This window comes from Candidatus Proelusimicrobium volucris (genome assembly GCF_959605025.1).
Classification (GTDB): Bacteria; Elusimicrobiota; Elusimicrobia; order Elusimicrobiales; family Elusimicrobiaceae; genus Proelusimicrobium; species Proelusimicrobium volucris.
In genome coordinates this window covers 219310-241902 of the sequence record NZ_CAUHCY010000001.1, presented here as the reverse complement: position 1 = coordinate 241902, position 22593 = coordinate 219310, and the positions used below count along the sequence as shown (strand labels likewise).

At 47.2% G+C, this 22593-nt stretch carries 18 protein-coding genes; 14 read left to right on the top strand and 4 right to left on the bottom strand.

The window, feature by feature from the left end; translation table 11 throughout:
* The 3 genes from ACQY3M_RS01210 to ACQY3M_RS01200 are packed head-to-tail and all read left to right on the top strand — an operon-like array spanning position 1 to position 2913.
* Complete coding sequence (locus ACQY3M_RS01210) at positions 1–2364, top strand: hypothetical protein (RefSeq protein ID WP_428065451.1); 2364 nt, start codon at positions 1–3, stop codon at positions 2362–2364.
* 2 nt (positions 2365–2366) lie between these two features.
* Entirely contained in the window at positions 2367–2627 is a 261-nt protein-coding gene (locus ACQY3M_RS01205; RefSeq protein ID WP_428065449.1) for a hypothetical protein, read from the top strand.
* Between the two features lie 10 nt (positions 2628–2637).
* Entirely contained in the window at positions 2638–2913 is a 276-nt protein-coding gene (locus tag ACQY3M_RS01200) for a hypothetical protein (RefSeq protein WP_428065447.1), read from the top strand.
* Positions 2914–3009: 96 nt separating this feature from the next.
* On the opposite strand, the gene ACQY3M_RS01195 is transcribed toward ACQY3M_RS01200, so the two are convergent.
* Positions 3010–4965, bottom strand: a complete 1956-nt coding sequence (locus ACQY3M_RS01195) for a FeoB small GTPase domain-containing protein (RefSeq protein ID WP_428065445.1) — start codon at positions 4963–4965, stop codon at positions 3010–3012.
* A gap of 321 nt (positions 4966–5286) precedes the next feature.
* Complete coding sequence (locus ACQY3M_RS01190; protein WP_428065443.1) at positions 5287–6801, bottom strand: ankyrin repeat domain-containing protein; 1515 nt, start codon at positions 6799–6801, stop codon at positions 5287–5289.
* Between the two features lie 190 nt (positions 6802–6991).
* Here ACQY3M_RS01190 and ACQY3M_RS01185 point away from each other — a divergent pair, with 190 nt between their 5' ends.
* The 5 genes from ACQY3M_RS01185 (at position 6992) to ACQY3M_RS01165 (ending at position 12313) form a co-directional block, all read left to right on the top strand.
* Positions 6992–8026 (top strand): M42 family metallopeptidase, encoded by a 1035-nt coding sequence (locus tag ACQY3M_RS01185; RefSeq protein WP_428065441.1) that lies wholly within the window; start codon positions 6992–6994, stop codon positions 8024–8026.
* 12 nt (positions 8027–8038) lie between these two features.
* Complete coding sequence (locus ACQY3M_RS01180) at positions 8039–10390, top strand: hypothetical protein (protein ID WP_428065439.1); 2352 nt, start codon at positions 8039–8041, stop codon at positions 10388–10390.
* 27 nt (positions 10391–10417) lie between these two features.
* Positions 10418–10846, top strand: a complete 429-nt coding sequence (locus ACQY3M_RS01175; protein WP_428065437.1) for a PPC domain-containing DNA-binding protein — start codon at positions 10418–10420, stop codon at positions 10844–10846.
* A gap of 322 nt (positions 10847–11168) precedes the next feature.
* The gene (locus tag ACQY3M_RS01170; RefSeq protein ID WP_428065436.1) at positions 11169–11651 is read left to right on the top strand and encodes a type IV pilin protein; all 483 of its coding nucleotides are present in this window, start codon (positions 11169–11171) and stop codon (positions 11649–11651) included.
* 167 nt (positions 11652–11818) lie between these two features.
* On the top strand, positions 11819–12313 hold the full coding sequence (locus ACQY3M_RS01165) for a hypothetical protein (protein WP_428065434.1): 495 nt from the start codon (positions 11819–11821) through the stop codon (positions 12311–12313).
* Here the strand turns inward: ACQY3M_RS01165 and recO are convergent.
* Positions 12310–13011: a DNA repair protein RecO gene (gene recO / locus ACQY3M_RS01160; protein ID WP_428065432.1), complete on the bottom strand. Its 702-nt coding sequence runs from the start codon at positions 13009–13011 to the stop codon at positions 12310–12312. The genes ACQY3M_RS01165 and recO overlap by 4 nt on opposite strands.
* Before the next feature lie 225 nt (positions 13012–13236).
* On the opposite strand from recO, the gene rpmH reads away from it, so the two are divergent.
* The 5 genes from rpmH to jag are packed head-to-tail and all read left to right on the top strand — an operon-like array spanning position 13237 to position 17174.
* Positions 13237–13374 carry a 50S ribosomal protein L34 gene (rpmH, locus tag ACQY3M_RS01155; RefSeq protein WP_428065430.1) on the top strand — a complete coding sequence of 46 codons (138 nt, stop codon included), beginning with the start codon at positions 13237–13239 and terminating at the stop codon, positions 13372–13374.
* A complete protein-coding gene (gene rnpA / locus ACQY3M_RS01150; protein WP_428065428.1) occupies positions 13313–13774 on the top strand; it encodes a ribonuclease P protein component in 462 nt (153 codons plus the stop codon). Before rpmH ends, rnpA begins: the two co-directional genes overlap by 62 nt.
* 43 nt (positions 13775–13817) lie before the next feature.
* Positions 13818–14033, top strand: coding sequence for a membrane protein insertion efficiency factor YidD (yidD, locus tag ACQY3M_RS01145; RefSeq protein ID WP_428065426.1), 216 nt, complete (start codon positions 13818–13820; stop codon positions 14031–14033).
* A 57-nt stretch (positions 14034–14090) separates the two neighbouring features.
* On the top strand, positions 14091–15692 hold the full coding sequence (gene yidC, locus ACQY3M_RS01140) for a membrane protein insertase YidC (protein ID WP_428065424.1): 1602 nt from the start codon (positions 14091–14093) through the stop codon (positions 15690–15692).
* Positions 15693–15701: 9 nt separating this feature from the next.
* A complete protein-coding gene (gene jag, locus ACQY3M_RS01135; protein ID WP_428065422.1) occupies positions 15702–17174 on the top strand; it encodes an RNA-binding cell elongation regulator Jag/EloR in 1473 nt (490 codons plus the stop codon).
* A gap of 428 nt (positions 17175–17602) precedes the next feature.
* Here the strand turns inward: jag and ACQY3M_RS01130 are convergent, their stop codons facing one another.
* Positions 17603–18916 carry a thymidine phosphorylase gene (locus tag ACQY3M_RS01130; RefSeq protein ID WP_428065420.1) on the bottom strand — a complete coding sequence of 438 codons (1314 nt, stop codon included), beginning with the start codon at positions 18914–18916 and terminating at the stop codon, positions 17603–17605.
* A gap of 231 nt (positions 18917–19147) precedes the next feature.
* Here ACQY3M_RS01130 and ACQY3M_RS01125 point away from each other — a divergent pair, with 231 nt between their 5' ends.
* Positions 19148–22573 (top strand): acyl-[ACP]--phospholipid O-acyltransferase, encoded by a 3426-nt coding sequence (locus ACQY3M_RS01125; RefSeq protein WP_428065418.1) that lies wholly within the window; start codon positions 19148–19150, stop codon positions 22571–22573.
* Positions 22574–22593 lie beyond the last annotated feature (20 nt).

Sequence of the window (22593 nt, the reverse complement as noted above, 5' to 3'; positions counted from 1 at the left end):
ATGAAAATCTTATCCGATTCTATGCTCAAAGCCTTGAACTCGCAGTCGCCTTGTTATGCGCGGAAATTCATTTTGTACCGCAAGGTGTGGAACGATGAACAAAAAAAATACATTTTCGGCGATGGTTTTGACCTGACGCCCTTTGTCATTCAAAGCGGAGAAATAAAATGGAAGCTTGACAATGAAGGCTACGGAATATGGAACAATGCGGGTATGGCCATTACGATAAGCGCGCGGGCCGGTATTTTTGAGGAAAAGCAAAACAATCTGCTTTACGGCGCCAGGATTGACGTTTACGGCGGCATCGCCGATGAGGAATATACAAAAATATTCCGTGGTTTTATTATGCGCGAGCCAAGTTATAATCAAGAAGCGAGGGAATATATCGTCAATTTAAGCGGCGAGTTGGCCTGTCTTTCTTCTTACGGCGCGTTGGATTTATCGGTGGTAAAAAATAATGTGCTGATAGCTTCGCGCGCGGGGCAGTCCGAAGCCGCCGAAGACGAAAATTATTTTTCCTTTGAACTTCCCGACAAAGCAGTAGGCGCGGTATTGGAAGCGCGGATAGGTTCAATTGACGGCGGTTTTGAGGGCGCTTCCGTTCTTAAAGAAGTAAACGAATATGAAGTATCTTCTCTAAATTCACCCAAATATCCCGCTAAGATAACTCTGTTAAACGCCTTGCCCGCGGGCTGCGGTTTATGGGTTTCTTACCGAGTATGGCATACCAACAAAACCATAGAATGGATACTGGAAAAAACGCTTGAGCTCTGCGGAGATCCGGAACGTGAAATAGAGGAGTTGAATTATGAAGGCACGATAGAAGCTTTTTTCAATCAGCCTTCGGACGCGGATTTTTTGCAGGGCACGCACGATTATGCTTTGGTCAATTCATCTTCTGTTACTCTGCCTTCTACTTTTCTTAAAGACGCCAATTTTGATTGGATTATAGTTTCTTCCGGCAATTTGCCCTTTGAGCACCTTACCCCAAATAGCGTGGGCATAGGTGACGGGATATTGGATTATCCCGGCATAGTTGCCGCGCCGTGCGAGCAGGCTTACGGCACTTGGGAGGTGGAATGCTCCACCCTTAGAAACGAGGTCATAACCCAGTATTACTACTATCTATGGGAAGGGGCGGAGCCACTTATAGGGCAGGGATATTGTTTCCAGCATTCTAAGTATGACAGTTTCAGGTTATTTTTCGCTTTTTTCAAGGTGAGCAACAGCGGTACCGAACAGATGGGTATGGTCTGGATGGACAGGGACAATCAGACTTATAGGGTAAGGTACCGCATATGTCGTTATCCCGACGGCTCTATACGCTTTATGGTCAAGCCGCTTACCCCGGTGGAAGGGCCTTGGAAAGACTTCGGGATAGTTTGCAGCGATAATGAATATCAGGTCTGCAATTATCAGGCGATAATCTTAAGCAATTACGGCAACAATCATTTCTATTCCATAAAACTGAGCCCGCAGGCGGCTACGGGTTCGGGGGATGTTGCGCCCTACGCCAATTATTACAGCCCCATAATCGACGGGGGCGGCAGGCTTAAAAACTGGAAGAGTTTTACCGCCTCGGAGGAACTTAACGGAGGGAGTTCCTCTTATTACACCAGGAGCCGCAACGAGGAAACTTCCCCTTGGAGCGATTGGAAGAGCATTACCCCAGGTTCCCCCATAGAGGAAAACGGGCGATACCTTCAGCTCCGCTGGCTTGGGCAAAGCGACGCCGCCCAAACCACTGTGCCAAAACTTAAATATTGGCAGGCGGAGTGGGACGCGGACGGCGTCAGCATAGCGATGCTTAACACTTCTTCGTTGACTTGCTTGGATATAGTGCAGGAGCTCGCCAGGCTTAGCGGGTATCAAATAGGGTTTGATTCCGAGGGTAAATTCTTTTTTAAGAGCAGGCCCTCTTTAACCACCCCTTGCCTAAAGCTGGGCAAGAGCGAAATTATAAAAGTGGAAAGCGTCAGCGGCGGGTTGGACAAATTGTATAATCGGGTGAGCGTAAACTTCGGCAGTTACAGCTGTGTGGTGGACGATTTTACCCTAAACAAAGCGAGGCCCAATCTTATAGACAAATACGGTCTTAAGGAGCTTGCTCTTTCTTCGGGTTCGCTGCTGCCCGCGCAGAACGCCAATTTGGCGCGAGCCTGCGCGCCGGGTATTTTTACGGAAGTGAGCAAAATAAAGAAAAGGGCCGCCATCGTATGCCGCTTTTTGCCACAAATAGAATTGGGCGACGTTGTCGAGGTGGACTACGGCGATGTGCTTAAAGGCAATATGATGGTCGAAGGGCTGGAGTTTAATTTGAGCGATTGGGCTTTAAGGCTGGATTTATGCTCTTGGGAGTCTTAATTATGGAAGAAAATTTATTATCCTGCGGCGGTCTTAGAAGCGGATTTGTATTTCTGAACGTAGTAAAGAACGTGATATATCTTATAGCGGTATTTTTGTCTTTTTCCTTATGGCTGGCCGCTACGGTTAATACGCCTAAGCGTTTGGCCGAACTTGAATATCGGGTGATTTCGCTTAATTCCGCACAGAGCAGAACGGAGGGGAAAGTGGAACAAGTTTTGGAAGAGCTGCATTTTATAAGGGATTATGTAAATCAGAGATAGGAGAAACACGATGTTCGGCAAGATAATAAGTTTATTGTCAAAAGCGAAGGAATTTCTAAAGGGGAAGAAAATCTATATAGCCTCGGTTATATTGATATTGCAGGCGATATTGGGTTATTTGGGTCAGCTTATAGATTTGTCTTCTCTTGCGGATTTTATAAATTGGTGCGGCGCCTTGGGCGCGAACGAATATACCGCCCGTTTAATAGAAGGTTTGGGCATATTCGGTTTGCGCTTCGCTTTTGGGGCCAGCTCCAAGAGCGGGCAGGAAGCCGCGGCCAAATAGCGGCCTGAGCGTATGGCGTAAAATGTTATTATCCCGCGCATTAAGGCGCAAAAAATCCCCGGTTAACGCCGGGGATTTTATCTTGGCGAAACAATTTCAAAGTATAAAGTTTAACAGCCCGCCTATGGCTATGGATACGCCCAAAGTAATGGCTATGATTTTAAGCCCGTCTTTAAGTCCGCCTTCCCTTAAAAGCACGAAGAAGGACGCCGTACAAGGCATATACATCGCCATAAATATGCACGCTATTACCATCTGTTTGGCGCTGAGCGCGAAAGGCGTCAGAAGAGCTATGGAAATGTCTTTCCTCAAAAAGCCCAAAAGTATTACGGAGGAAGATTCTTTCGGCAGCCCCAGAACCGAACTGACCAAGCCTTGCATTACATTGTCTATTACGTCTATCAGCCCCGTCATATCGGCCAGTGTTATTATGAACATACCGGCTATGATTAAGGGTATGGCCTCCACTATAAAATCTTTGGCGCGCCTGCCCAGCTGTTTTACGAACGGTACGAATTTGGGGATTTGCCAGCTTGGCACTTCCATAAAAATATCGGAGGTATCGCCCGGCAGTATTTTGTTTAAAGCCAGGCCCGTCAACAGGCCCGTAAAAAGCATTATCGCAAATACGGTTATAAGATATTTAACCCCGTACGGCGCCACTACCGAAAACATCATCGCCGTCTGGGATATACACGGTACCATCATCAATATCAAGGCCAGCGCTATAATTTTTTGGCGTCTTGTTTCCAGCGAACGCACAGCCATAATAGCGGGCACTTTACAGCCAAAACCCAGCATTATCGGTATGGCACTGTATCCGTGCAGGCCGATTTTATGCAGTAAAGAATCAAGCAATATCGCCAGCCTGGGCAAATAACCCAGCATTGAAAGGAAATCCAATACGGCGTAAAACACCACCACGTAAGGCAAGACGTCCACGAAAGCTATTTTCACGCCTTCGGAGAGTATGCCTAGCCCGCCCGTCGTTTCCGAAGCGCTGCCGAAAAGTATCGTATATACAAAAGTATCCTGCGTAAAAGCGAACAGATGCTGCATAAGCGGCAGATAATAATTTTCGTACAGCGGCGTAAGGAGGTTTATCAATCCTTCGCCTAGAAAGCGTATCACAAAGAAGGATATTACCATTACTACAAAGGCTATCGGCAAACCGAGCCAGCTTGAGGAGGCGGCTTCTTCCAGCTTTTCTATGAAGGAAGGGTGTCTGTGCGTGATTTTCTGCGCCTGCGCGCTTATCTTGCCGATAAGTTTCCATTTTTCGTCCTGGTCCTGAGGAATTTGCGCGGAGGCATATTTCATTTTGCCGGTGGCTAGCTTGTCTATGGTGGAAGTCAATTCCTTAAAGCCCATTCCGCTAAGCCCGTTGCTTGCTATTACCGGCACGCCCAAGAATTGGGAGAGCTTTTCGGTATCCACGTCTATACCCTTTTTCTTGGCTATATCGAATTTATTTAAAAGCAATACGGTCGGCTTTCCCAGCGCGATAATATCCAAGGCGAAATATAAATTGCGTTCCAAATGCTGAGCGTCAAGCACATATACGGCGACGTCATACGGTGTGTTCCTTATCAAGCCGCAGGCTTCTTCGTCGGTTCGGCATTCTTCCTGCAGACTGTAAATGCCGGGCATATCGTATACGGTGTAAAAATGTTTGTTTATTACGGTTTCTCCGTTCAAGAGCGATACCGTGGTGCCTGGGTAATTTGAAGCGTCGGTCTTGACGCCCGTCAGTCTTGAAAATACCGTACTTTTCCCTACATTGGGGTTGCCCATCAGGAAGATTACTTTCTGAGAGGTCTCTATCAATATATGGTCCGCGAATTCGCGCCCCAGCGCTATTTCCACGCCGTCGGCGTCTATTAAAATCGGGAAAGATGAGTTTTTTCTTTTTACTTCGCAGCCTTTGTGCAGGCCCATAGCATTTAAGCGGTTCTTAACTTTTTTGTCTTCGTGCACTATGGCAGTTATTTTGCCGTAGCCGTCTTTTTTAAGTTCGCTTAATTTTTTTATCGTGGTAAATTTTTCCGCCATATAAGAGCATATCCTCGTTAACTGAAATAAAACTTAGAGAAAAGTAAGTCTTAACTAACAAAATTATATAATATCTTGACGCATAAAACAAATTAAAGCCGAAAAAAGGTTGATTTGGACTGTTTTAAACCTATTTGGAGTCAAAATTATTGAGGAGGCCTCCGCTTTTTGCGCTCTGCCCTAGGGGCGGAATAGCTGTTTTGCCCGTAGTATTATATGGAAATACTGATATAAGCATATAAGACGGAGAAAAATAAATTTATGTGGACATAAATAAACCCCGCTTAATTTCTAAGCGGGGTTTATGTTTAGAGATATTATTTATTTGTCAGTTTTCTTTTTACCGTTTTGCGCTTCCCTTTCGGATTTAACGATTTTCGCTTTTTCGAGTTGGTTTTCCAGGAAGGCGATATAATCGTCAATATCTTCGATGCTGTCCCAGAACTTTTGTTCTTCAGCCTGTTTGCGCATCAGCATTTGTTCTTTATAGGACTGTTGCAGGCGGCCTTCTTTTTCCGCGCGTTTTTCTTCCGTTTCTATAACGGCGGCCAATTTTGTGTTGTTATTGGCTCTGGCTATGCTTGAGAGTTTGGGGGTATCCTCGCTTTTGATATATGGATTGGCGCCAAATCCCACAAGCAGAGTGGCGACTCTGGTATGATTTCCTTTAACGGCATAGAAGAGGGCGGTATTTTCTTCGGTATCCTGGAGATTGGGTTCGGCTCCTTTAGAGAGTAACTCGTAAGTCATTTTATAGTCGCCTTTTTTTGCCGCGCCCATAAGGGGGGAAGTATTTTCAGAGCTGTAAAGCAAATCGGGGTTTGCGCCTTCGGTGGCCATTACGGTATTAAAGACGGGATAATCGCCGTTTTCCACCGCCCAAGAAAGCGCGCTTCTGCCCAGCCTGTCCTGAGCGTTTACGTCCGCTCCGCGTTTAAGCAATTCTTTCACCATGGTGTTATTGCTGTTTTTGGCGGAAAGGATAAGCGGGGTGGTGGCTAAAGCGTCCTGAGTTTGGGGGTTGGCGCCCGCATTCAGCAGGAGTTTCGTTATGGCGTCGTCTTTATTTTGTACGGAATGCATAAGGGCGGTTCTGCCCGTATTGTCTTTAACTTCCAAATTGGGATTGAGGGCGAGCATCTCTCTTACGAATTTATAGTCGCCCGTATCTACCGCGGCGATAAGCGGCGTATAGCCGAGCTGGTTTTTGCCGTTGATGTCGGCGCCTCTGTCCAGCAATTTGTGGACTGTCATCATATCTTTTGCGGCTGCGGCCGAGGTTATTGATACCGACAGAGCCGTTTCCTTATCGTCGATTTTTATTATTTTTGTATCGATTAGTTTAAGCACTATATCGTGATTTTTATTTTCCGCGGCGTAGTTCAAAGCCGTTTTTCCTTTATTGTCTTCGGCGTTAGGGTTGGCGCCGTATTCCAGCAAGAGGGTTACGGCTTCAAGATTGCCGGCTCTGGCGGCGGCCATTAAAGGGGTTACGGAATCTTTGGAAGGCTCATTAACTTTTGCGTTGCGTTTCAAAAGCATTTCGGTAATTTTCGGGTCGGAATTGGCCGCGGCGACCAACGGTGCCGTGCCTTCGTCGTTTTTTTCGTTCGGGTCTACACCGGCGTATAGCAGGATATTGACTCTATCCACGTCATTATCGCTTATGGCTTTAATGAGCGATGTATTATAAAGGTAAGAATACTCGGGTTTTTCTTTGGCTTTTTCCGCATCGCCGCCGAGTATTTCGCTGTAAGCGCCTCTGCTCTGCGTTTGAGCGCATAGCGCCGCGGCGAAGGACGAAATAATAAAAAAGACAAATGTTTTCTTAAACATATATATCTCCTATATAAAATACTAACTAACATATTATTAAAAAGAAGTGAGTATTACAAGGGTTTTATTTTTGCCATTTAAAGGTGGCAAAGTCGCGATTTGGGGGGATTTTACGTCTAAGCAAACAAGTTAATAATATGCTACAATGGCCGTAGGCCGAGTGTGATTTTCAGACGTTGGAGGCATAAGTATGGATTTTAGTTTGTTCTCTAAATTGGCGCAAATACCTTCGGCGCCGGGCAGGGAGGAGTTTCTTGCCGAGGAAATTATTTCCGAAATCAAACCCTATTGCGACGATGTTCGCATAGACAGAATGGGCAATGTAATAGCTTTCAAAAAAGGTACGGGCGGCAACAGAATAATGGTTGCCGCGCATATGGACGAAGTTTCCCTAAAAGTACGCTATATAGACGATAAAGGATTTATATATTTTACGCTTACCGGCGGCATAGACGCCAGGACTTTGCTTTCCCAGCGGGTAACGATAGTTACGGAAGAGCATGGCCTTATCCCCGGCGTAATCGGGGCTAAGGCGGCGCATTATCTTACCGCGGCGGAAAAGACGCAGGGCGTGGACGCGGCCTCTTTGAGTATCGATACGGGTTACGGCGCGCAGGAAGTGCGGGATATGATAAGCATAGGCGATCCCGTCGTCTTGGACAGAGTCCCGCGGGAATTGGGGGGCGATTTATTCACTTCCAAAGCGATAGACGACCGCGCGGGTGTGTATATTTTGCTTGAAGTTATAAAGAATATGCCCAAGAGTCACAGGAATGATATATACTTCGTCTTCAGCGTGCAGGAGGAATACGGCCTTATCGGCGCGGAAGCGGCCACCGCCGATATCAAACCGGAAGTGGCTTTGGCGGTGGATACTACGGGTGCATTGGATACGCCCGGTATGCGTCCGCAGGACTATGTAGTTAGTTTGGGCAAGGGCATAGGCATAACCTTGGCCGACAGCACCACGATAGCGGACAGGGCTTTAAGCAAGCATTTGATAAAGATTTGCAAAGAAAAGAATATAGCCTATCAGCTTAGGGTGGCGGCGCGCGGCTCCAACGACGCTAAGGTAATGCAGCGTGCGGGCGGCGCGGCGCGGGCGGCGGCTTTGAGCGTACCGGTACGCTATATCCATTCCAACGTGGAAACCGCTAGCAAGAAGGATATTGACGCGGCGTATAATTTGGTATTAAATTTCCTTTCGGGCGATTTCGAAGGCTAAGGAGCGATTTATATGATAAATTCGTCGGAGTTTAAACTGAGCGAGAAAACCAACCTTTATTATAAGGCGGAAGATATTTTAAAAGACGGCTCTTACAAATTGAAAGAAGAGGAGAAAACCCTCCTGGAGAAAACCGATATAGTATACCGGGCGCTTTGCGCAATACTGTATAACTTTGCGCCGCTTTCGGGGCACCCGGGCGGGAGCATATCCTCGGGCAGGATAGCGGCGTCTTTGGCCTATAAAGTAATGGATTATGATTTTAAGGATCCTGATTTAAAGGAAGCAGATAGTCTTTCTTATGCGGCTGGCCATAAGGCTTTGGGGCTATACGCTATGTCGGCTTTAAGAAACGAGATTGTAAGAACTTATCTTCCGGATTTATTGGCGGCGGAGAACCGCCAGCTTCGTTTGGAGGATTTACTCGGTTTCAGGAAATCTCCCGCGGCGGGCACATCGCTTTTTAAGAAGTTCAATTCCAAAGCTTTGGACGGACACCCGGTACCGATAACGCCATTCGTCAAACTGTCGACGGGCGCTTCGGGCATAGGGGTAGGCTCCAGCATAGGTTTGGGCTTGGCGGCTGCGTGTTCTTATAAGGGAAATACGCCAAGGGTAAACATAATAGAAGGCGAAGGCGGGCTTACCGCAGGCAGGAGCGCGGAGGCTTTGGCGATAGCTTCGGCTGCGGGTTTGGACAATGTGGTTTTGCATTTGGATTGGAACCAAGCGTCGATAGACTCGGAAAAGGTTACCGCCGATAAGAGCGGCCGCGGCGATTATACCGCTTGGACTCCCGCCGAACTGTTCTACATTAACGGTTTTAACGTGATAGAGGTAAGCGACGGATTTGATTTTACGCAGATATACGCGGCGCAGAAATTCGCTTATAATTTAAACAACGGCTGCCCTACGGCGATAGTATATAAGACGATAAAGGGCTGGCGCTACGGTATAGAGGGCAAAGCGAGCCACGGCAGCGGGCACAAATTCGCCTCCGATGGTTTTTACAAAGCGATGGCGGAATTTGAAGAGGCGTTCGGCGTGAAAATGCCGCGTTTTGAAGGCGAGATGACGCCCGACAATATAGAAAAATGTTTTTGGGATTTCTTGCTGAAAGTCAGGGAAGTTATCGGCAACAGGGCCGAGGTCTTTAAGCCTATGGCGGAAATGATAAAAGCCTCCAAAGAGCGGCTTGCCGCTTTGGGCAGGAAGTTTGGCGGCCCCGATATAGAGGGCGTATATAATATAAAGGAATGGCAAACCCCGTCCGAGTTTAAATTTGAGGCGGGCACGGCCCACGCTTTAAGGACTGTAATGGGCTCGGCTTTGGGATATATATCCGAGCATACGGGCGGCAGTTTGCTGGTAAGTTCGGCGGACTTGTCGGGTTCTACCGGTGCGGGCGCGATAGCCAAGGCTTTTGCCAAAGGATTTTACAACAAGTATAAAAACCCCGACTGCAAATATATAGCGGGCGGCGGGATATGCGAAGACGGCATATCTTCGGTGATGAGCGGCGTATCGGCCTACGGCACGCATATCGGGGTGGCGGCGTCGTACGCGGCGTTTACCTCGGCGATGATGCATACTCAGGCGCGCTTGCACGCGATAGGCCAACAATGCTGGAAAGAGGCTACGGGCGAACCCGAACGGACCTTTGTGATTTTTACGGGTCACGCGGGCTTACAGACGGGCGAAGACGGCCCGACGCACGCCGATCCGCAGGCTTTGCAGCTGATAATGGAAGATTTTCCCAAAGGCGCGGCGATAACTTTGACGCCTTTGGACGGCAATGACGTCTGGCCTTTGCTTAGCGCGGCCTTGGCCAAGCGGCCCGCGGTGCTTTATCCTGTGGTATCAAGGCCGAACGTAAAAGTGCTTGACCGTGCGGCTTTAGGCGCGGACTCACCCGAAGCGGCGGCTAAGGGCGTATACAGGATATGCCGCAGCGCGAAAGCCGATCCCGACGGCGTAATAGTGTTGCAGGGCCCCGGCGTGGGGGAGATATTCTGCTCCTCGGTATTGCCCGAACTTAAGAAGAAAGGCTTGGAGCTGAATGTATATTATGTAGCCTCCAGGGAGCTTTTTATGGCGCTTGACGAGCGCGAGCGGGAGGAAATCTTCCCATATAAAGATATGCGCAAAGCGATTGCCGTTACGGATTTTACTTTGCCTACGATGTATTGCTGGCTTAAATCCAAGGACGGCGCGCGGTTTTCGCTCTATCCGTTTATGCAGGGCAAATATATGACCAGCGGCAAAGCGGAAGATGTATATAAGGAAGCGCATTTGGATGCTAAAGGCCAGCTGGAAAAGATAGAAGCCTATATTGAAGCGCTGAAAGCGGGCAAATGGGAATAAATTTAAATCATTAAGGAGAGTGTGAACATGGCGGAACAGAAACCTTATCTTACCGGAAGAACGTATATTTTCAGAATAGCGAAAGGCAAAGACCTTATGGAAGCCTTAACCGATTTCTGCCACGACAATCAAATAAAGTGCGGAATAATAAACGGTATAGGCGCCTTGGAGAACGCTACTATAACCACCTTCAGCCAATCCAAGAAGAAATACGATAAACGCGTTATAAGCAAGCCGACGGAAATGGTGAGCCTTATGGGCAATGTCAGCATAATGGACAACAGGGCCAATGTGCGTGCCGATATAGTCTTGGTAGACGAGGAAGGCAAAACCGACGGCGGACAGCTTACGGTAGGCAGCAAGGTGTTTGTGGCGGAAGTATACATACAGGAACTTGTCGGAGAGCCTAAGGTAAGAAAGCAAGACAAAGTTACAAAACAGAATATTTGGATATAAGAAAAAGAGCAAGGCAAAGGCCGCCCGAACGGGCGGCCTTTTTTTGCGTTTAAAGAGTTAAGGCTTTAGAAACTATTTTGCGCTTTTGGCGGGGAATTGAATCCATAAATATCGTTTTTTTGTTTGTGAAAATAAAATATAAATCAATTGGGAAATAAAATAACTGGTTTTAAAGCCCGTTTATTTTTTTGATTGCAAAAAAGAGGGGGAAATAAGCCTGTCGTACGTCGAGGTTTGCCGAAAAGTCAAAAAACGCTTGACTGATTTTTTTTTTTTTGATAAATTTTCTCTGTGCCCAGCAAGGGCAAAAAGGAGGAAGTTTATGAAAAACTTAAACAGGAAGGGTTTTACCCTCATAGAATTGCTTGTGGTGGTCTTGATAATCGGTATTTTGGCCGCCGTGGCATTGCCGCAATATTTTAAAGCGGTAGAAAAATCCAGAGCGACGGAGGCTTTATCCATTATGGGTTCTTTGGCCGCGGCTATGGAAAGAGCAAGATTGGTCAGCTCAACAAACGTATATCCGGCGGATTTATCTTCTTTGGATATAGAATTTTCAGATGTTAGCGGTTCCCCCGTTACCGGTACTAGTTGGAATACCAATAACTTCGAAATAGCGCATACACCGGGAAGTACCGAGGTAGGCAAGGTCGTGGCAACCAGACAGGGCGCCAACCCGTATACTCTTACCAGGTATTATTATACCGGCAGAGTTGTGTGCAATGATAAAACAACAGCTACCGGAACAGGCGGGAGCGTAAGCGGTATTTGCGCGTCGCTCGGTTTGCCGACGGGAAGCAATTAGTTCTAATAAAACAGCTTTGGTACTATAATCATATAGTACCCTCCTAAGGGGGGAGGCGCAAGCCTCCTCTCTTTTTGTTTTACAATAACGGTTTTGCTTTGAGAATATTATTACATTTTGCGGCGGGCGTATTGTAGGGTAAGGCAATAATATCGTAGAATTACAAAATGGAACACAAAGACAAATCCATCTTCTTTTACTGCGACAGACGCAGATACGCTTTCAGTTTGGCGGTATGCCTTTTATGCGCGGCCTTTGCCGTATGGGTCATATTTAAATTGCAGGAAGTCAAATGGCTGGCCTATGCGGGTTTGGCTTTTTTCATCTATAAAAGCGGCGTCTATTTTTACGAATTGTTTTTCAACAAAACACCGCTGGTTGAACTGCGGGAAAAGGAAATACTTATAGACGGCTGCCCCGCCCTTCCTTTAAAGGCGATAGACATAGTGGGGCAGAAGCGGGTAAATGTCGGCTCTTCCAATATGCTCTATGTTTGCTTGATGACGGACGAGAGCAAATTCAAATTGACGGATGTCCAAAAGGCCAATGTCGCGATGGGCCTTACCGCTTTTTGCTTCAGGCCTGCGGCTATGCCAAGGCGCGACAGCGAATTCCTTATAAAAGAACTCCTTAAAAGGACAAATCAAAAGCAGAAACTTTAGGCGAGTACGGGCTCGAGTTCGAGCTCGGTTTCTTTTTCTTGCTCTTGAGCGGGTATTGGCGCGGTAAGCTCAAGCTGGCAGACGGTATGCAAGGGATAATTGAGGTATCTGTTCAAAAATCTCTTGCAGACATATCTTGTTTTATTCAAATTCAAAATATCCCGTTCGCTGTTAAAGTTAAGCTCGGCTAGGGGCAATTCGTGCATAGCTTGCCAAAAATCCTCGTCGATACCCAAGACGCTGTGCCCATAAAGCCCGAATCCGCTAAGCTGCATAAGCCTTAAAAGGAAAGCGGGCGCCGTCGCTTGGTTTAGCGGGGCGCAATTTATTTGGGAAAGCGAGTTTTCCAAAAGGGAGAACTTATCGGGATTGGGGCTGTAATCCGGGGTGAGCCTGTAAAACAGCTCGCAGAAATAAGCCGCCATTTGCGTCTTGTTGAAGTCTTTTCTTATTTCGGGGTATACGGTTTCTATTTTCCCGCCCGTAACACAGCCGACGGAAGCGTTCCTCCTTATATAAATGCGCGCGCAGGACTGCGCGAAAGGCTCGCTTAAGGCCTTTAGTTTGGAATCGCTTCTGTTTACCCCGGGAAAGCGCAGCGCTACCCGCCCGTGCTCAAGCGTATAGGCGCATATCATACGGTCCCTTTCCCTGAAGTTTTGGCGCAGCAGGACTATCATTCTGTCCGTAAAGTTCATAGATAAATGATACAATAAATAGAAAGAAAAGTTTCTTTGTAAATAAGGTCTGCGGCCATAAGTCGTGCCGCGCCGTTTATATTTTTAAGGAGGAATATTATATAACCCAAAATGCCGTGCGCGGAACGCAATGCGGCGGTATAGCCGATGTTATATACCCGCCGTAAGCGGGGGGCGTCTAAGGAAATTGCAAGCGCGGGGAAAATATAATATAATATTATCACTATGTTACCTACATATAGACCAAACAATAGAAAAAGAGCTAAAACCATCGGTTTTAGAGCTAGAATGGCCACCGCGGGTGGCAGAAAAGTGCTTAGCGCCAGAAGGGCAAAAGGGCGCCAAGAGCTTATTCGCAAGTAATCTTGTGAAGAAATTCGGCCTAGCCAAAGCTCAGCGGGTGTATCTTGAGCGGGACTTTAAAAGTATTTTAAAGGACGGCCTCAAGCTATACGGCGAGGGCTGTGTTTTATGGTGTAGGCCCGGTCCCCATTTAAAAGCCGGAGGGGAGGAAACTCCCCTCGGCGTAAAAAAAGAGGGACGGATAGGAATAATAGTTTCAAAAAAGTTAGGCAATGCGGTGGTTCGCAACCGCTGTAAAAGGCTTTTTAGAGAGGCCTTTCGGCTTAACAGACATTTATTGACACACGGCGCCGACTGCTTGGTATCGATAAAAGACGCTGAAAAGTTTTGCGATATGCAGGCGGCAAGCGCGGCTTTCTTGAAAATGGCTAAGAAAGCCGGAATTTTAAAAGAACCATAAGGACCCTTTCTTATACCCTTACCTTAGGTTTTGTTAAATTTTGATGAAAAGAATACTGCTTTGCTTATTAAGGCTTTTCAGCCGATATGTAAGGCCGTTACTCGGGCCTGGTGGCGTATGCAGGTTTTATCCCACATGCAGTGCGTACGCTTACGAGGCGATAAATAAACACGGAGCGATAAAAGGTTCGTATTTGGCGGTGAAGAGAGTACTAAAATGCCATCCTTTTCACCCGGGCGGATTTGATCCCGTTCCGTAGTCTGTTGGCAGAAGGCCTCAGGCTTTTGCGCTCGGCGCGCATTGCCAGAGGATACTGATGAATAAAGACTTTCTGATAGCATTGGGCGTAACCCTTGTATTCTATGCGGGTTACAGCTATTTTTTCCCACCAAAACAAGCGGAATTTCCGCCAAACGCACAGGCAGTGATAGAAGAGCAGGCTGCTTCAAATAATCCAAAAATCAAAGTTACGGCTTCCAACTCCCAACAAGAGGAAGAGGAGCGGCTTTACACTTTGGAACTTAAAGATGCGGATATTACGTTTTCTTCCAAAGGTGCGGCGATAAAGACCTACGAGTTTAAAGACACGGTAGCTAAGCTCAATCTTACGCCATACGGCGGGGCGGGCTATTTCGCCACTATGCCGGAACTTAACTTCAAGAAGGTTGACGACGAGTCTTGGGATATGGCTTTTGAGGCCGTTTTGCAAGATACCTTGAGCGTTAAGAAGGGGTATTATTTCGATAAGGACGGCGGGTTGAACAAGCTGTCTTTGACGGTAAAGAACATAGGCGACAAGAATATCGAAATTTCCGATGTATTTGTCAATATGGGCCCCGGTTTGGCGACGGTGGAAAGCGAAATGAGCGAAAACTCCGCCAATATGCGCGCCATCTGCCTGATAAGGGAAGCGGGCAAAAAGAACGCCACGGTAAACGACATAACGGAAAAGATGATGCAGAAACCCGCCAAGCTGGAAGAAGAATGCTCAGGCTGGGAATGGGCGGGCATAGACAACCGCTATTTCCTTACCGCTTTTATTCCGCGCAGCTGGGAGCCTGCGGCGTCCGATTTGAAATTCAGCAAGCAATACGTATACAGCCAGCCTAGTTTTTATGGGCTTTTCGGGCAAAAAGCGGTAAAAGGGCCTAAGCTCGACATCAAACTGCCGATGAGCTTGGCCGCGGGGCAGGAGTTGACCTTCGACGCGGATTTCTATATCGGCCCCAAGGATTATGAAGAACTCTCCGCCGAGCCTTACGACTTGCAGCGTTCGATACAGTTTGGGTTCTTCGGACAGTTCGGCAAATGGGCGAGGAACTTGCTCGAATGGCTTTACGGATACACCCACAACTACGGCTGGGCGATAATCATAATGACTTTGATGATACAGCTGGTAATGTTCCCGCTGACGTACAAACAGCTTAAATCTTCGGCGGTAATGCAGAAGATACAGCCCCAGATGAAGCTTATCCAGGAGAGATACAAGAACGATCCTATGACGGCGCAGCGCGAGATGATGGCTCTTTACAAAAAATACGGTGCCAATCCGTTAAGCGGGTGTCTGCCGCTGTTTATCCAGCTGCCAATATTTTTGGCGCTGTTTAACGCGCTTAGGACTTCGTGGTCCCTGCACGGCTCGCCGTTTATATGGTGGATACACGATCTTTCGGCTAAGGATCCGTATTATGTACTGCCCATAGCTATGGGTATAATGATGTTTATCCAGCAGAAGATGACCATGCCCGATATGGCAAAGGACAATCCGTCGATGGCGATGATGAAGTGGATGCCTATATTTATGACTTTGATATTCTTAAACTTCCCGGCGGGTTTGACCTTGTACTGGTTCGTGAGTAACTGCATAAGTTTTGTTATAAATTTAATATTAAAGAAAAGGCTGGCTAAAGCCTTTTAGGAGATTTCCATGGCAAGAAGAGAAATACAATCTGAAGGAAAAGACGTAGCTACCGCTATAATACGCGGTCTTAACGAGCTTGGGCGCAGACGCGACCAAGTGGAAGTAACAGTAATACAGGAAGAAAAGAGCGGCTTTTTGGGCATAGGCGGCCGCCCCGCCATAGTGCGGATTATAGAGAAGAAATGGGATTCCGAACATTCCACGCCGATGAAACCCAGGAGCGCCTCGAAGGAAAGTTCGTTTGGCGGCGGCAAAGGGCGCGGCGGACGCAAAGGCGGCAAAGACTTTAAGAAAGGCGGCCGCAAGAGCAGAGCCGAAAGAGTCAAAACCCCCAAAGAGAACGAGCCTCAAAAGCTCCCTTCGGCCGAGATACAAAACGCCATAGTGCCCGAGGATATGAAACCCGCCTTGCAAAGCGCGAAGGAAACTTTGGGCAAAATGTTGAGTTCCATGGGTGTACAGGCCGAAAATCTCAACGTGTGGTGGGACGGCAAACAACAGAGGATTTTGCTTACTTTCGACTGCGACCACCCCGCGATAGTAATCGGCAAAGAAGGCAAGACTTTGGAATCGATACAATACATAATAACTTTGGTAGTCAGCCGCCAGTTCAATACGCCGATTTCGGTAATGGCCGATACCCAAAACTATTGGCGCAAACTGGAAGATAAGATAAACAATGAAATTGACAAAGCTCTTTCAATGGTAAAACGCACAAAACGCGTATACCGCTTCCGCCCGATGTCCGCGCAGATGAGGCGCTATATACACCGCTTCTTGGCCGATAATCTTGAGATAACGACGATATCGGAAGGCGAAGGCAAATGGCGCAAAGTGGTAATCAAACCCGAAGCGCGCCAAGCGCCCGCCGAGCAAGACAATACCAAAAAGGCTTTTGTCGAGCAGGAAGTCAGCGAGGGCGATATAGCCGCGCATTGCCACGACGGTGAACATGCTGAAGCCGCCCAAACGGAAGAAGTAAAAACCGAAGCGGCACCCGTTGAACAATCTTCCTGCGCCTGCGGCAATAAGGAAGGGGAAAACGCTTGCCCTGAATGCACTTGCGGCAAAGCCGAGCAAGCTCCCGCGGCGGAAACGGAAGTAAAAGCGGAAGAAGTTAAAGCCGAAGCGACACCCACGGTGGAAAATCTCCCCGCCGAGCAAGCGTCCGCACCCGCGGAAAATACTACCTGCGACTGCGTTTTGACGGCGGAAAGCACCTCTTGCGAATGTGCGGGCGGCGATAAGATCGAAAATGAAGCCTGCTCTTGCGGCAATAAGGAAGGGGAAAACGCTTGCCCCGAATGCACTTGCGGCAAAGCCGAGCAAGCTCCCGCGGCGGAAGTGGAAGTAAAAGCGGAAGAAGTTAAAGCCGAAGCGGCGCCTGCGGCGGAGAATACGCCCGCGGATCAAACTACGGCTGAAGCAGCACCCTCAGCAGAAGGGGAAGAAAAAGCTCAGCCTGCCGAAAATAAATAAAGTTTAATAAACTCGTTTAAATCCCCCGTTGAAAGCGGGGGATTTTTATTTTGCGTTAATTTGAAACTATAAAAAAGAGCAAAGACCTAAAATTATCTATTTATCTGGAATTACGTGTAAGAAGAATATATCTTAAGTATCAAATGAAGCTAATCTTTATCAGCCTTTAAAATATCCCAAGGCGGTGTAATAGAGAGTTTATCTTGCGTGTATATAAGGAGGAAACCCTTTGGATATTTCCGTAAATTTTACCTTATTCAATACGGATAATTATAAAACGGTTTAATATTTGTCCGATTGAAATCATTTAAAAATACTTTTAATAGCTTGTTTTTGAGGACTAAATCCCGCCAATCGCCAAAAGCGCCTAAAACGGCAATAAAAACCCCCGCCGTAAAGCGGGGGGAAAATATCGTTTGGAACCGAATTTATTTTATTATTTCTTTTACTATTGGCTCTTTCTTTACTTTTGCGTTCTTTATCGCAAGCGCTTTGTTAAAGAGTTCCACGCCCGCGGCAAGGCGCTTCTTGTCGGAAGCATAAATTTTGGCGATTACGTCGCCTTTTTTGACTTGGTCGCCGTATTTCTTTTCCAGCCAAATGCCTGCGTCGTAGTCGATTTCATCTTCCATTTTATCCCTGCCAGCGCCTAGCAGTACGGCGGCCTGTCCGCAGAGTTTTGCGTCCATCTCGGCGATATAGCCGTTCTTTTCCGCTTTGACAAGATGCTCAAACTTGGCGTTTTTAAGGTATTTTTCGGGATTGTCAACTATATCGGGGTTCCCGCCCTGCCATTTGATAATTTGTTTGAATTTTTCGGCCGCTTCTCCGTTTTGCAGATAGGTTTCCAAAAGCGCTTTTGCCTTTTTGACGTCTTTGGTTTTGCCGCTTATCAAAAGCATTTGGGCGGCGGTTTCCAAGAGAAGATCATAGAAGTCTGGCGCGATATTCTTATCACCGTTTAATATCTTTATGCTTTGCAGCATTTCGTTGCTGTTGCCGATAGCCCTGCCCAAGGGGCGGCGCATATCGGTAATCAGTGCGCGGCAGTTAAGGCCCATAAGTTTGGCCGTACGTACCAGGCCTTTGGCGAGTTTTTTGCTGTCTTCGTATTTCTGCATAAACGCGCCCGAGCCGAATTTAACGTCCATAAGCAGACTGTCGACGCCTTCGGCGTATTTCTTTGAAAGAATACTGGCGGTGATTAAGGGCCTGCTTTCCACCGTGCCGGTAGCGTCCCTGAGGGAATAGAGTTTTTTATCCGCGGGCGCCAAATCGGCCGTTTGCCCGAACATACAGACGCCTATCTCTTTTATCTGTTTGTATATTTGCTTTACCGGCGTTCTTACGTTAAAATTTTTAATAGATTCCAATTTATCCAGCGTACCACCCGTATGGCCAAGCCCACGGCCCGACATCATCGGCACCGCCACGCCCGCACAGGCTACAAGCGGGGCCAGCGGAATGGAAATGCCGTCACCTACGCCGCCGGTGGAATGTTTGTCTGTTTTTGGGATTTTGACGTCTTTGAAGTTAAGTCTGTCGCCGGAGTCGGCCATGGCTTTGGTAAACATCGCCGTTTCCTTGTCGCTGAGAGGATTTGCGAAAGCCGCCATAAGAAAAGCCGATAACTGATAGTCCGGTATGGTTCCTTTCGCCGCGCCTTGCGCTATAAGGTTGAATTCCTCTTGGTTCAGAGGAAGCCCGTCTCTCTTCTTGATGATTATGTCTAACATTCTCATAAATAAACGCTCCGTTGCTTTAAATAATAAACATTAACGACACTACCGGTAACAAGCAGTCTAACATTTATTTGCACAAATTACCACCCCCGACGTACTTCCCGTTGATAATTTGTGCAAAGCGGCAAGCTTCAAATTCTTGCGCTTAAAACAAAATGACGCCTGCAGTTTTTATATAAAGGAAGTTCTTTATTTTATACAATCTTATATAATAGTGGCAAGGGAGGACTCGTGCGCAAATTACTTAAGGTTTTTGTCAAAAAGGATTATATCTCTTTGTTTTGGGCTTGCTCGGCGGGCTCTTTCGGCGACAATATGCTTAGGACGGCTTTCGCCGCTTTTATAGCTTTCAATCTTAATTCCTTGGGATACAGACAATATACTTTTTACATAGCTGCGGCATTGATGTGTTATATGCTGCCGTTTTTTATTTTTTCTGGGCTTAGCGGGCAGGTGAGTGATAAATTTTCCAAGGCGAAGGTAATTCGCACCGTCAAGTTTACGGAGATACTTTCCGCCCTTTTGGCCGCTTTCGGATTTTATATAAAGAGCCCCGCCTTCCTGCTGGGCGTTATTTTTATACTAGGTATGCAAGGCGCGTTTCTTACGCCCGTAAAATACGCCGTAATCCCGCAGATAGTAAGGCGCGAGCAATTGGTATACGCCAACAGCATAATAGAGGCGGGGCGCTATCTTTCCATTTTGGCCGGGACATTGCTGGGGCTTTTGTTCGCCAAAAGCCCGAGTTTGGGCCTTAACGTTGCCTGCCCTACGATGATAGCGGTATCTTTTGCGGGTTTTGGCGCTTCTTTGTTTATGACGGCGAAAGAAGGTTCCAAGACGGATCTTCAGCTGGACGTAAATATCTTTAAAAGTTTGTACAAAACCGCAAAACTGTGCTTTAAGGATAAGAACATTTTTCTTTGTATGCTGGCCATAGGCTGGTTTTGGGTATTGGGCGCGATATTTATAATGCAGCTGCCGGATTTGTCCAAGAGTATTTTGCACGCTGACGATAAAGTGCTTAATTATATGCTGACCCTTTTTACGTGCAGCGTGGCTTTGGGCGCGCTTTTGTGCAGGAAACTTCTAAAAGCCTCAATAAGCGTTAAATATTTGCCTTTGAGTATGATAGTAATGTCGCTTGCGATGTTGGATTTGTCTTGGGCGATACTTAACGCGCAGAGTTCTATGGAAGTGATAAATCTGCGTTCTTTTATTTCCACTTTCGGCGGGCTTAGAATATCTTTGGATATATGTCTTATCTCTTTATGCGCCGGCCTGTATATAGTGCCTTTGATAAGTTTGCTCCAGGTCTTTTCTTCTTCCTCTATGCGGGGCAGAGTCTTTGGAGCGAGCACTTTTTTAAACGCTTTGGCGGTTCTTTTGGCCAGCCTGGCCAGTTTGATACTTTTGAGTTTCGGCTTTGGCACCCCTTTGATAATAGTTATACTGGCGTTTTTAAACATAGTCGGCGCGATATATATTTGCAAATTGCTGCCCGATTATGTTTTGCGCTCCGCGCTGTTCTTTATTTTAAACTCGCTTTATACGATAAAAGTAAAAGGTATGGACAATTACCGCGCGGCTGGCGGGCGCACCTTGATTATAGCCAATAACAACTCTTTTCTGGACCCTCTGATAATGGCCGCCTTCCTGCCCGATGATATTGCCTTTGTGGTTGACAGCACCGTCGCCAAGAGGTTTTGGGTGAGGATATTCCTGCGTTTTATCCGCCATTACCCAGTGGATCCGACGAACGCGATGTCGGTAAAGACGATAATAGACGAAGTGAAAAATGGCCGCAAGGTGATAATATTCCCAGAAGGCCGCATATCCACTACGGGCGGCGTGATGAAGATTTACCACGGCCCCGCTATGATAGCAGAAAAGAGCGGCGCCAAAATATTGCCTATGTTTGTTCAGGGTACGCAGTATTCCCGTTTTGCCTATTTTGGGCGCAAATTGAGGCATAGGCCCGATGTCGAGTTTTCCTTGAACATAATGCCCGCCGTCAAATTAGATTTGCCGGGCCACCTTAAGAGCAGGGAGCGCCGCTATAAAGCCGAAGATAAAGTTTACGATCTTATGACCGATATGCGTTACAGAAGCGCCAATATAGACATTACTTTGGTGCGCGCTCTTATGGAATCGACCGATTTCGCGGGAAGAGGCCTCAGAGCTTTGGAAGACGTCAACAGAAAAAGTATAGATTTCGCCACGCTTCTTACGGGTATGTTCCTGCTTGGCAAGAAATTTACCGCCTTTACTTCCGCAGGCGAATTTATCGGCGTACTTCTGCCCAACGTGAACGCCTGCGCCGTAACGATATTCGGGCTTATGGCTTACGGACGGGTACCCGCTATGATAAACTTCTCCTCTGGCGTAAAGAACATACTTTCAGCCTGCAAGGCGGCCGATATTAAGACTGTTATAACCTCAAAACTGTTTATAGTTAAAGGCGGATTGGAAAGCGTGCGCGACGCAATAGAAAATGCGGGCGTAAAGATGGTCTATCTTGAGGATCTTCAAAAGGAAATAACGCTGTTTGACAAGTTAAAGGCTTTGGTAAAATCCAATTTCCCGTATTTTTCCTACAAACGCGCCTGCAAAAATCAGGATCCAAACAGCCCCGCAGTAGTACTTTTTACCAGCGGCTCTGAAGGCGTGCCGAAGGGGGTGGTGTTAAGCCACCGCAACATAAACGCCAACAGGTGCCAGCTTTCAAGCGTAATATCTTACGGATTGGAAGATAAATTCTTCAACGCTCTGCCGATGTTCCATTCCTTCGGGCTGGTATGCGGCTTGTTTATGCCTTTGCTGAGCGGGGCCTCGGTATTTTTGTATCCTTCGCCGCTGCATTACAAAATAGTGCCGGAACTGGTATACGACAGGAACGCTACGGTAATTTTCGGGACGGATACTTTTCTCAACGCTTATGGGCGAACGGCGCATCCTTACGATTTTTACAGCTTAAGATACGCCGCCGTAGGCGCGGAAAAACTGAAAGATGAAACCTTCAAATTATGGTCGGAGAAGTTCGGCATAAGGATATTGGAGGCTTACGGCGCGACGGAGATGTCGCCCGGAATTTCCTTCACCACGCCAATGTATTTTAAGAGGGGGACCGTCGGAAGGATATTCCCGGGCATAGAGTACCGCCTGGAGAAAGTGCCCGGCATAGAAGATGGCGGACGCCTTTGGGTTAAGGGCGATAATGTAATGCTTGGATATTTGAAAGAAGACAAGCCCGGCCTAATACAACCGCCGGATGACGGTTGGTACGATACCGGCGACATAGTGGAATTTGACGACGACGGCTTTATAATCATAAAAGGCCGCGCCAAACGCTTCGCGAAGATAGCGGGGGAAATGGTGTCCTTAAGCGCGGTGGAAACGGCCCTTACCCAGCTTTGGCCGCAGTATATGCAGGCGGTGGTGCGCGCGCCAGACGCAAAGAAAGGCGAACAGCTCGTCGCCTATACCACCAATCCCGATGCCAAAACCGCAGATATACAGGAGTATTTTAAAGAAAACGGTTTTAGCGAACTTTGGGTGCCCAAACGCTTAAACATAGTGGAGAACCTGCCGATAATGGGCAACGGCAAAGTAGACTATGTGACCTTGCAGGAAAAGACCGATAAGGAAAACGTGTAAAAACGGCTTTAATATTAAAA

What these genes read in the sequence shown, in the direction of transcription:
- jag (WP_428065422.1), top strand. Translation starts at nt 15,702, where the DNA reads ATGGCAAGAAGAGAAATACAATCTGAAGGAAAAGACGTAGCTACCGCT.
- ACQY3M_RS01190 (WP_428065443.1), bottom strand. Translation starts at nt 6,801, where the DNA reads ATGTTTAAGAAAACATTTGTCTTTTTTATTATTTCGTCCTTCGCCGCG.
- ACQY3M_RS01205 (WP_428065449.1), top strand. Translation starts at nt 2,367, where the DNA reads ATGGAAGAAAATTTATTATCCTGCGGCGGTCTTAGAAGCGGATTTGTA.
- ACQY3M_RS01195 (WP_428065445.1), bottom strand. Translation starts at nt 4,965, where the DNA reads ATGGCGGAAAAATTTACCACGATAAAAAAATTAAGCGAACTTAAAAAA.
- rpmH (WP_428065430.1), top strand. Translation starts at nt 13,237, where the DNA reads ATGTTACCTACATATAGACCAAACAATAGAAAAAGAGCTAAAACCATC.
- ACQY3M_RS01170 (WP_428065436.1), top strand. Translation starts at nt 11,169, where the DNA reads ATGAAAAACTTAAACAGGAAGGGTTTTACCCTCATAGAATTGCTTGTG.
- ACQY3M_RS01175 (WP_428065437.1), top strand. Translation starts at nt 10,418, where the DNA reads ATGGCGGAACAGAAACCTTATCTTACCGGAAGAACGTATATTTTCAGA.
- ACQY3M_RS01165 (WP_428065434.1), top strand. Translation starts at nt 11,819, where the DNA reads ATGGAACACAAAGACAAATCCATCTTCTTTTACTGCGACAGACGCAGA.
- ACQY3M_RS01185 (WP_428065441.1), top strand. Translation starts at nt 6,992, where the DNA reads ATGGATTTTAGTTTGTTCTCTAAATTGGCGCAAATACCTTCGGCGCCG.
- ACQY3M_RS01210 (WP_428065451.1), top strand. Translation starts at nt 1, where the DNA reads ATGAAAATCTTATCCGATTCTATGCTCAAAGCCTTGAACTCGCAGTCG.
- recO (WP_428065432.1), bottom strand. Translation starts at nt 13,011, where the DNA reads ATGAACTTTACGGACAGAATGATAGTCCTGCTGCGCCAAAACTTCAGG.
- ACQY3M_RS01180 (WP_428065439.1), top strand. Translation starts at nt 8,039, where the DNA reads ATGATAAATTCGTCGGAGTTTAAACTGAGCGAGAAAACCAACCTTTAT.
- yidC (WP_428065424.1), top strand. Translation starts at nt 14,091, where the DNA reads ATGAATAAAGACTTTCTGATAGCATTGGGCGTAACCCTTGTATTCTAT.
- ACQY3M_RS01200 (WP_428065447.1), top strand. Translation starts at nt 2,638, where the DNA reads ATGTTCGGCAAGATAATAAGTTTATTGTCAAAAGCGAAGGAATTTCTA.
- yidD (WP_428065426.1), top strand. Translation starts at nt 13,818, where the DNA reads ATGAAAAGAATACTGCTTTGCTTATTAAGGCTTTTCAGCCGATATGTA.
- ACQY3M_RS01130 (WP_428065420.1), bottom strand. Translation starts at nt 18,916, where the DNA reads ATGAGAATGTTAGACATAATCATCAAGAAGAGAGACGGGCTTCCTCTG.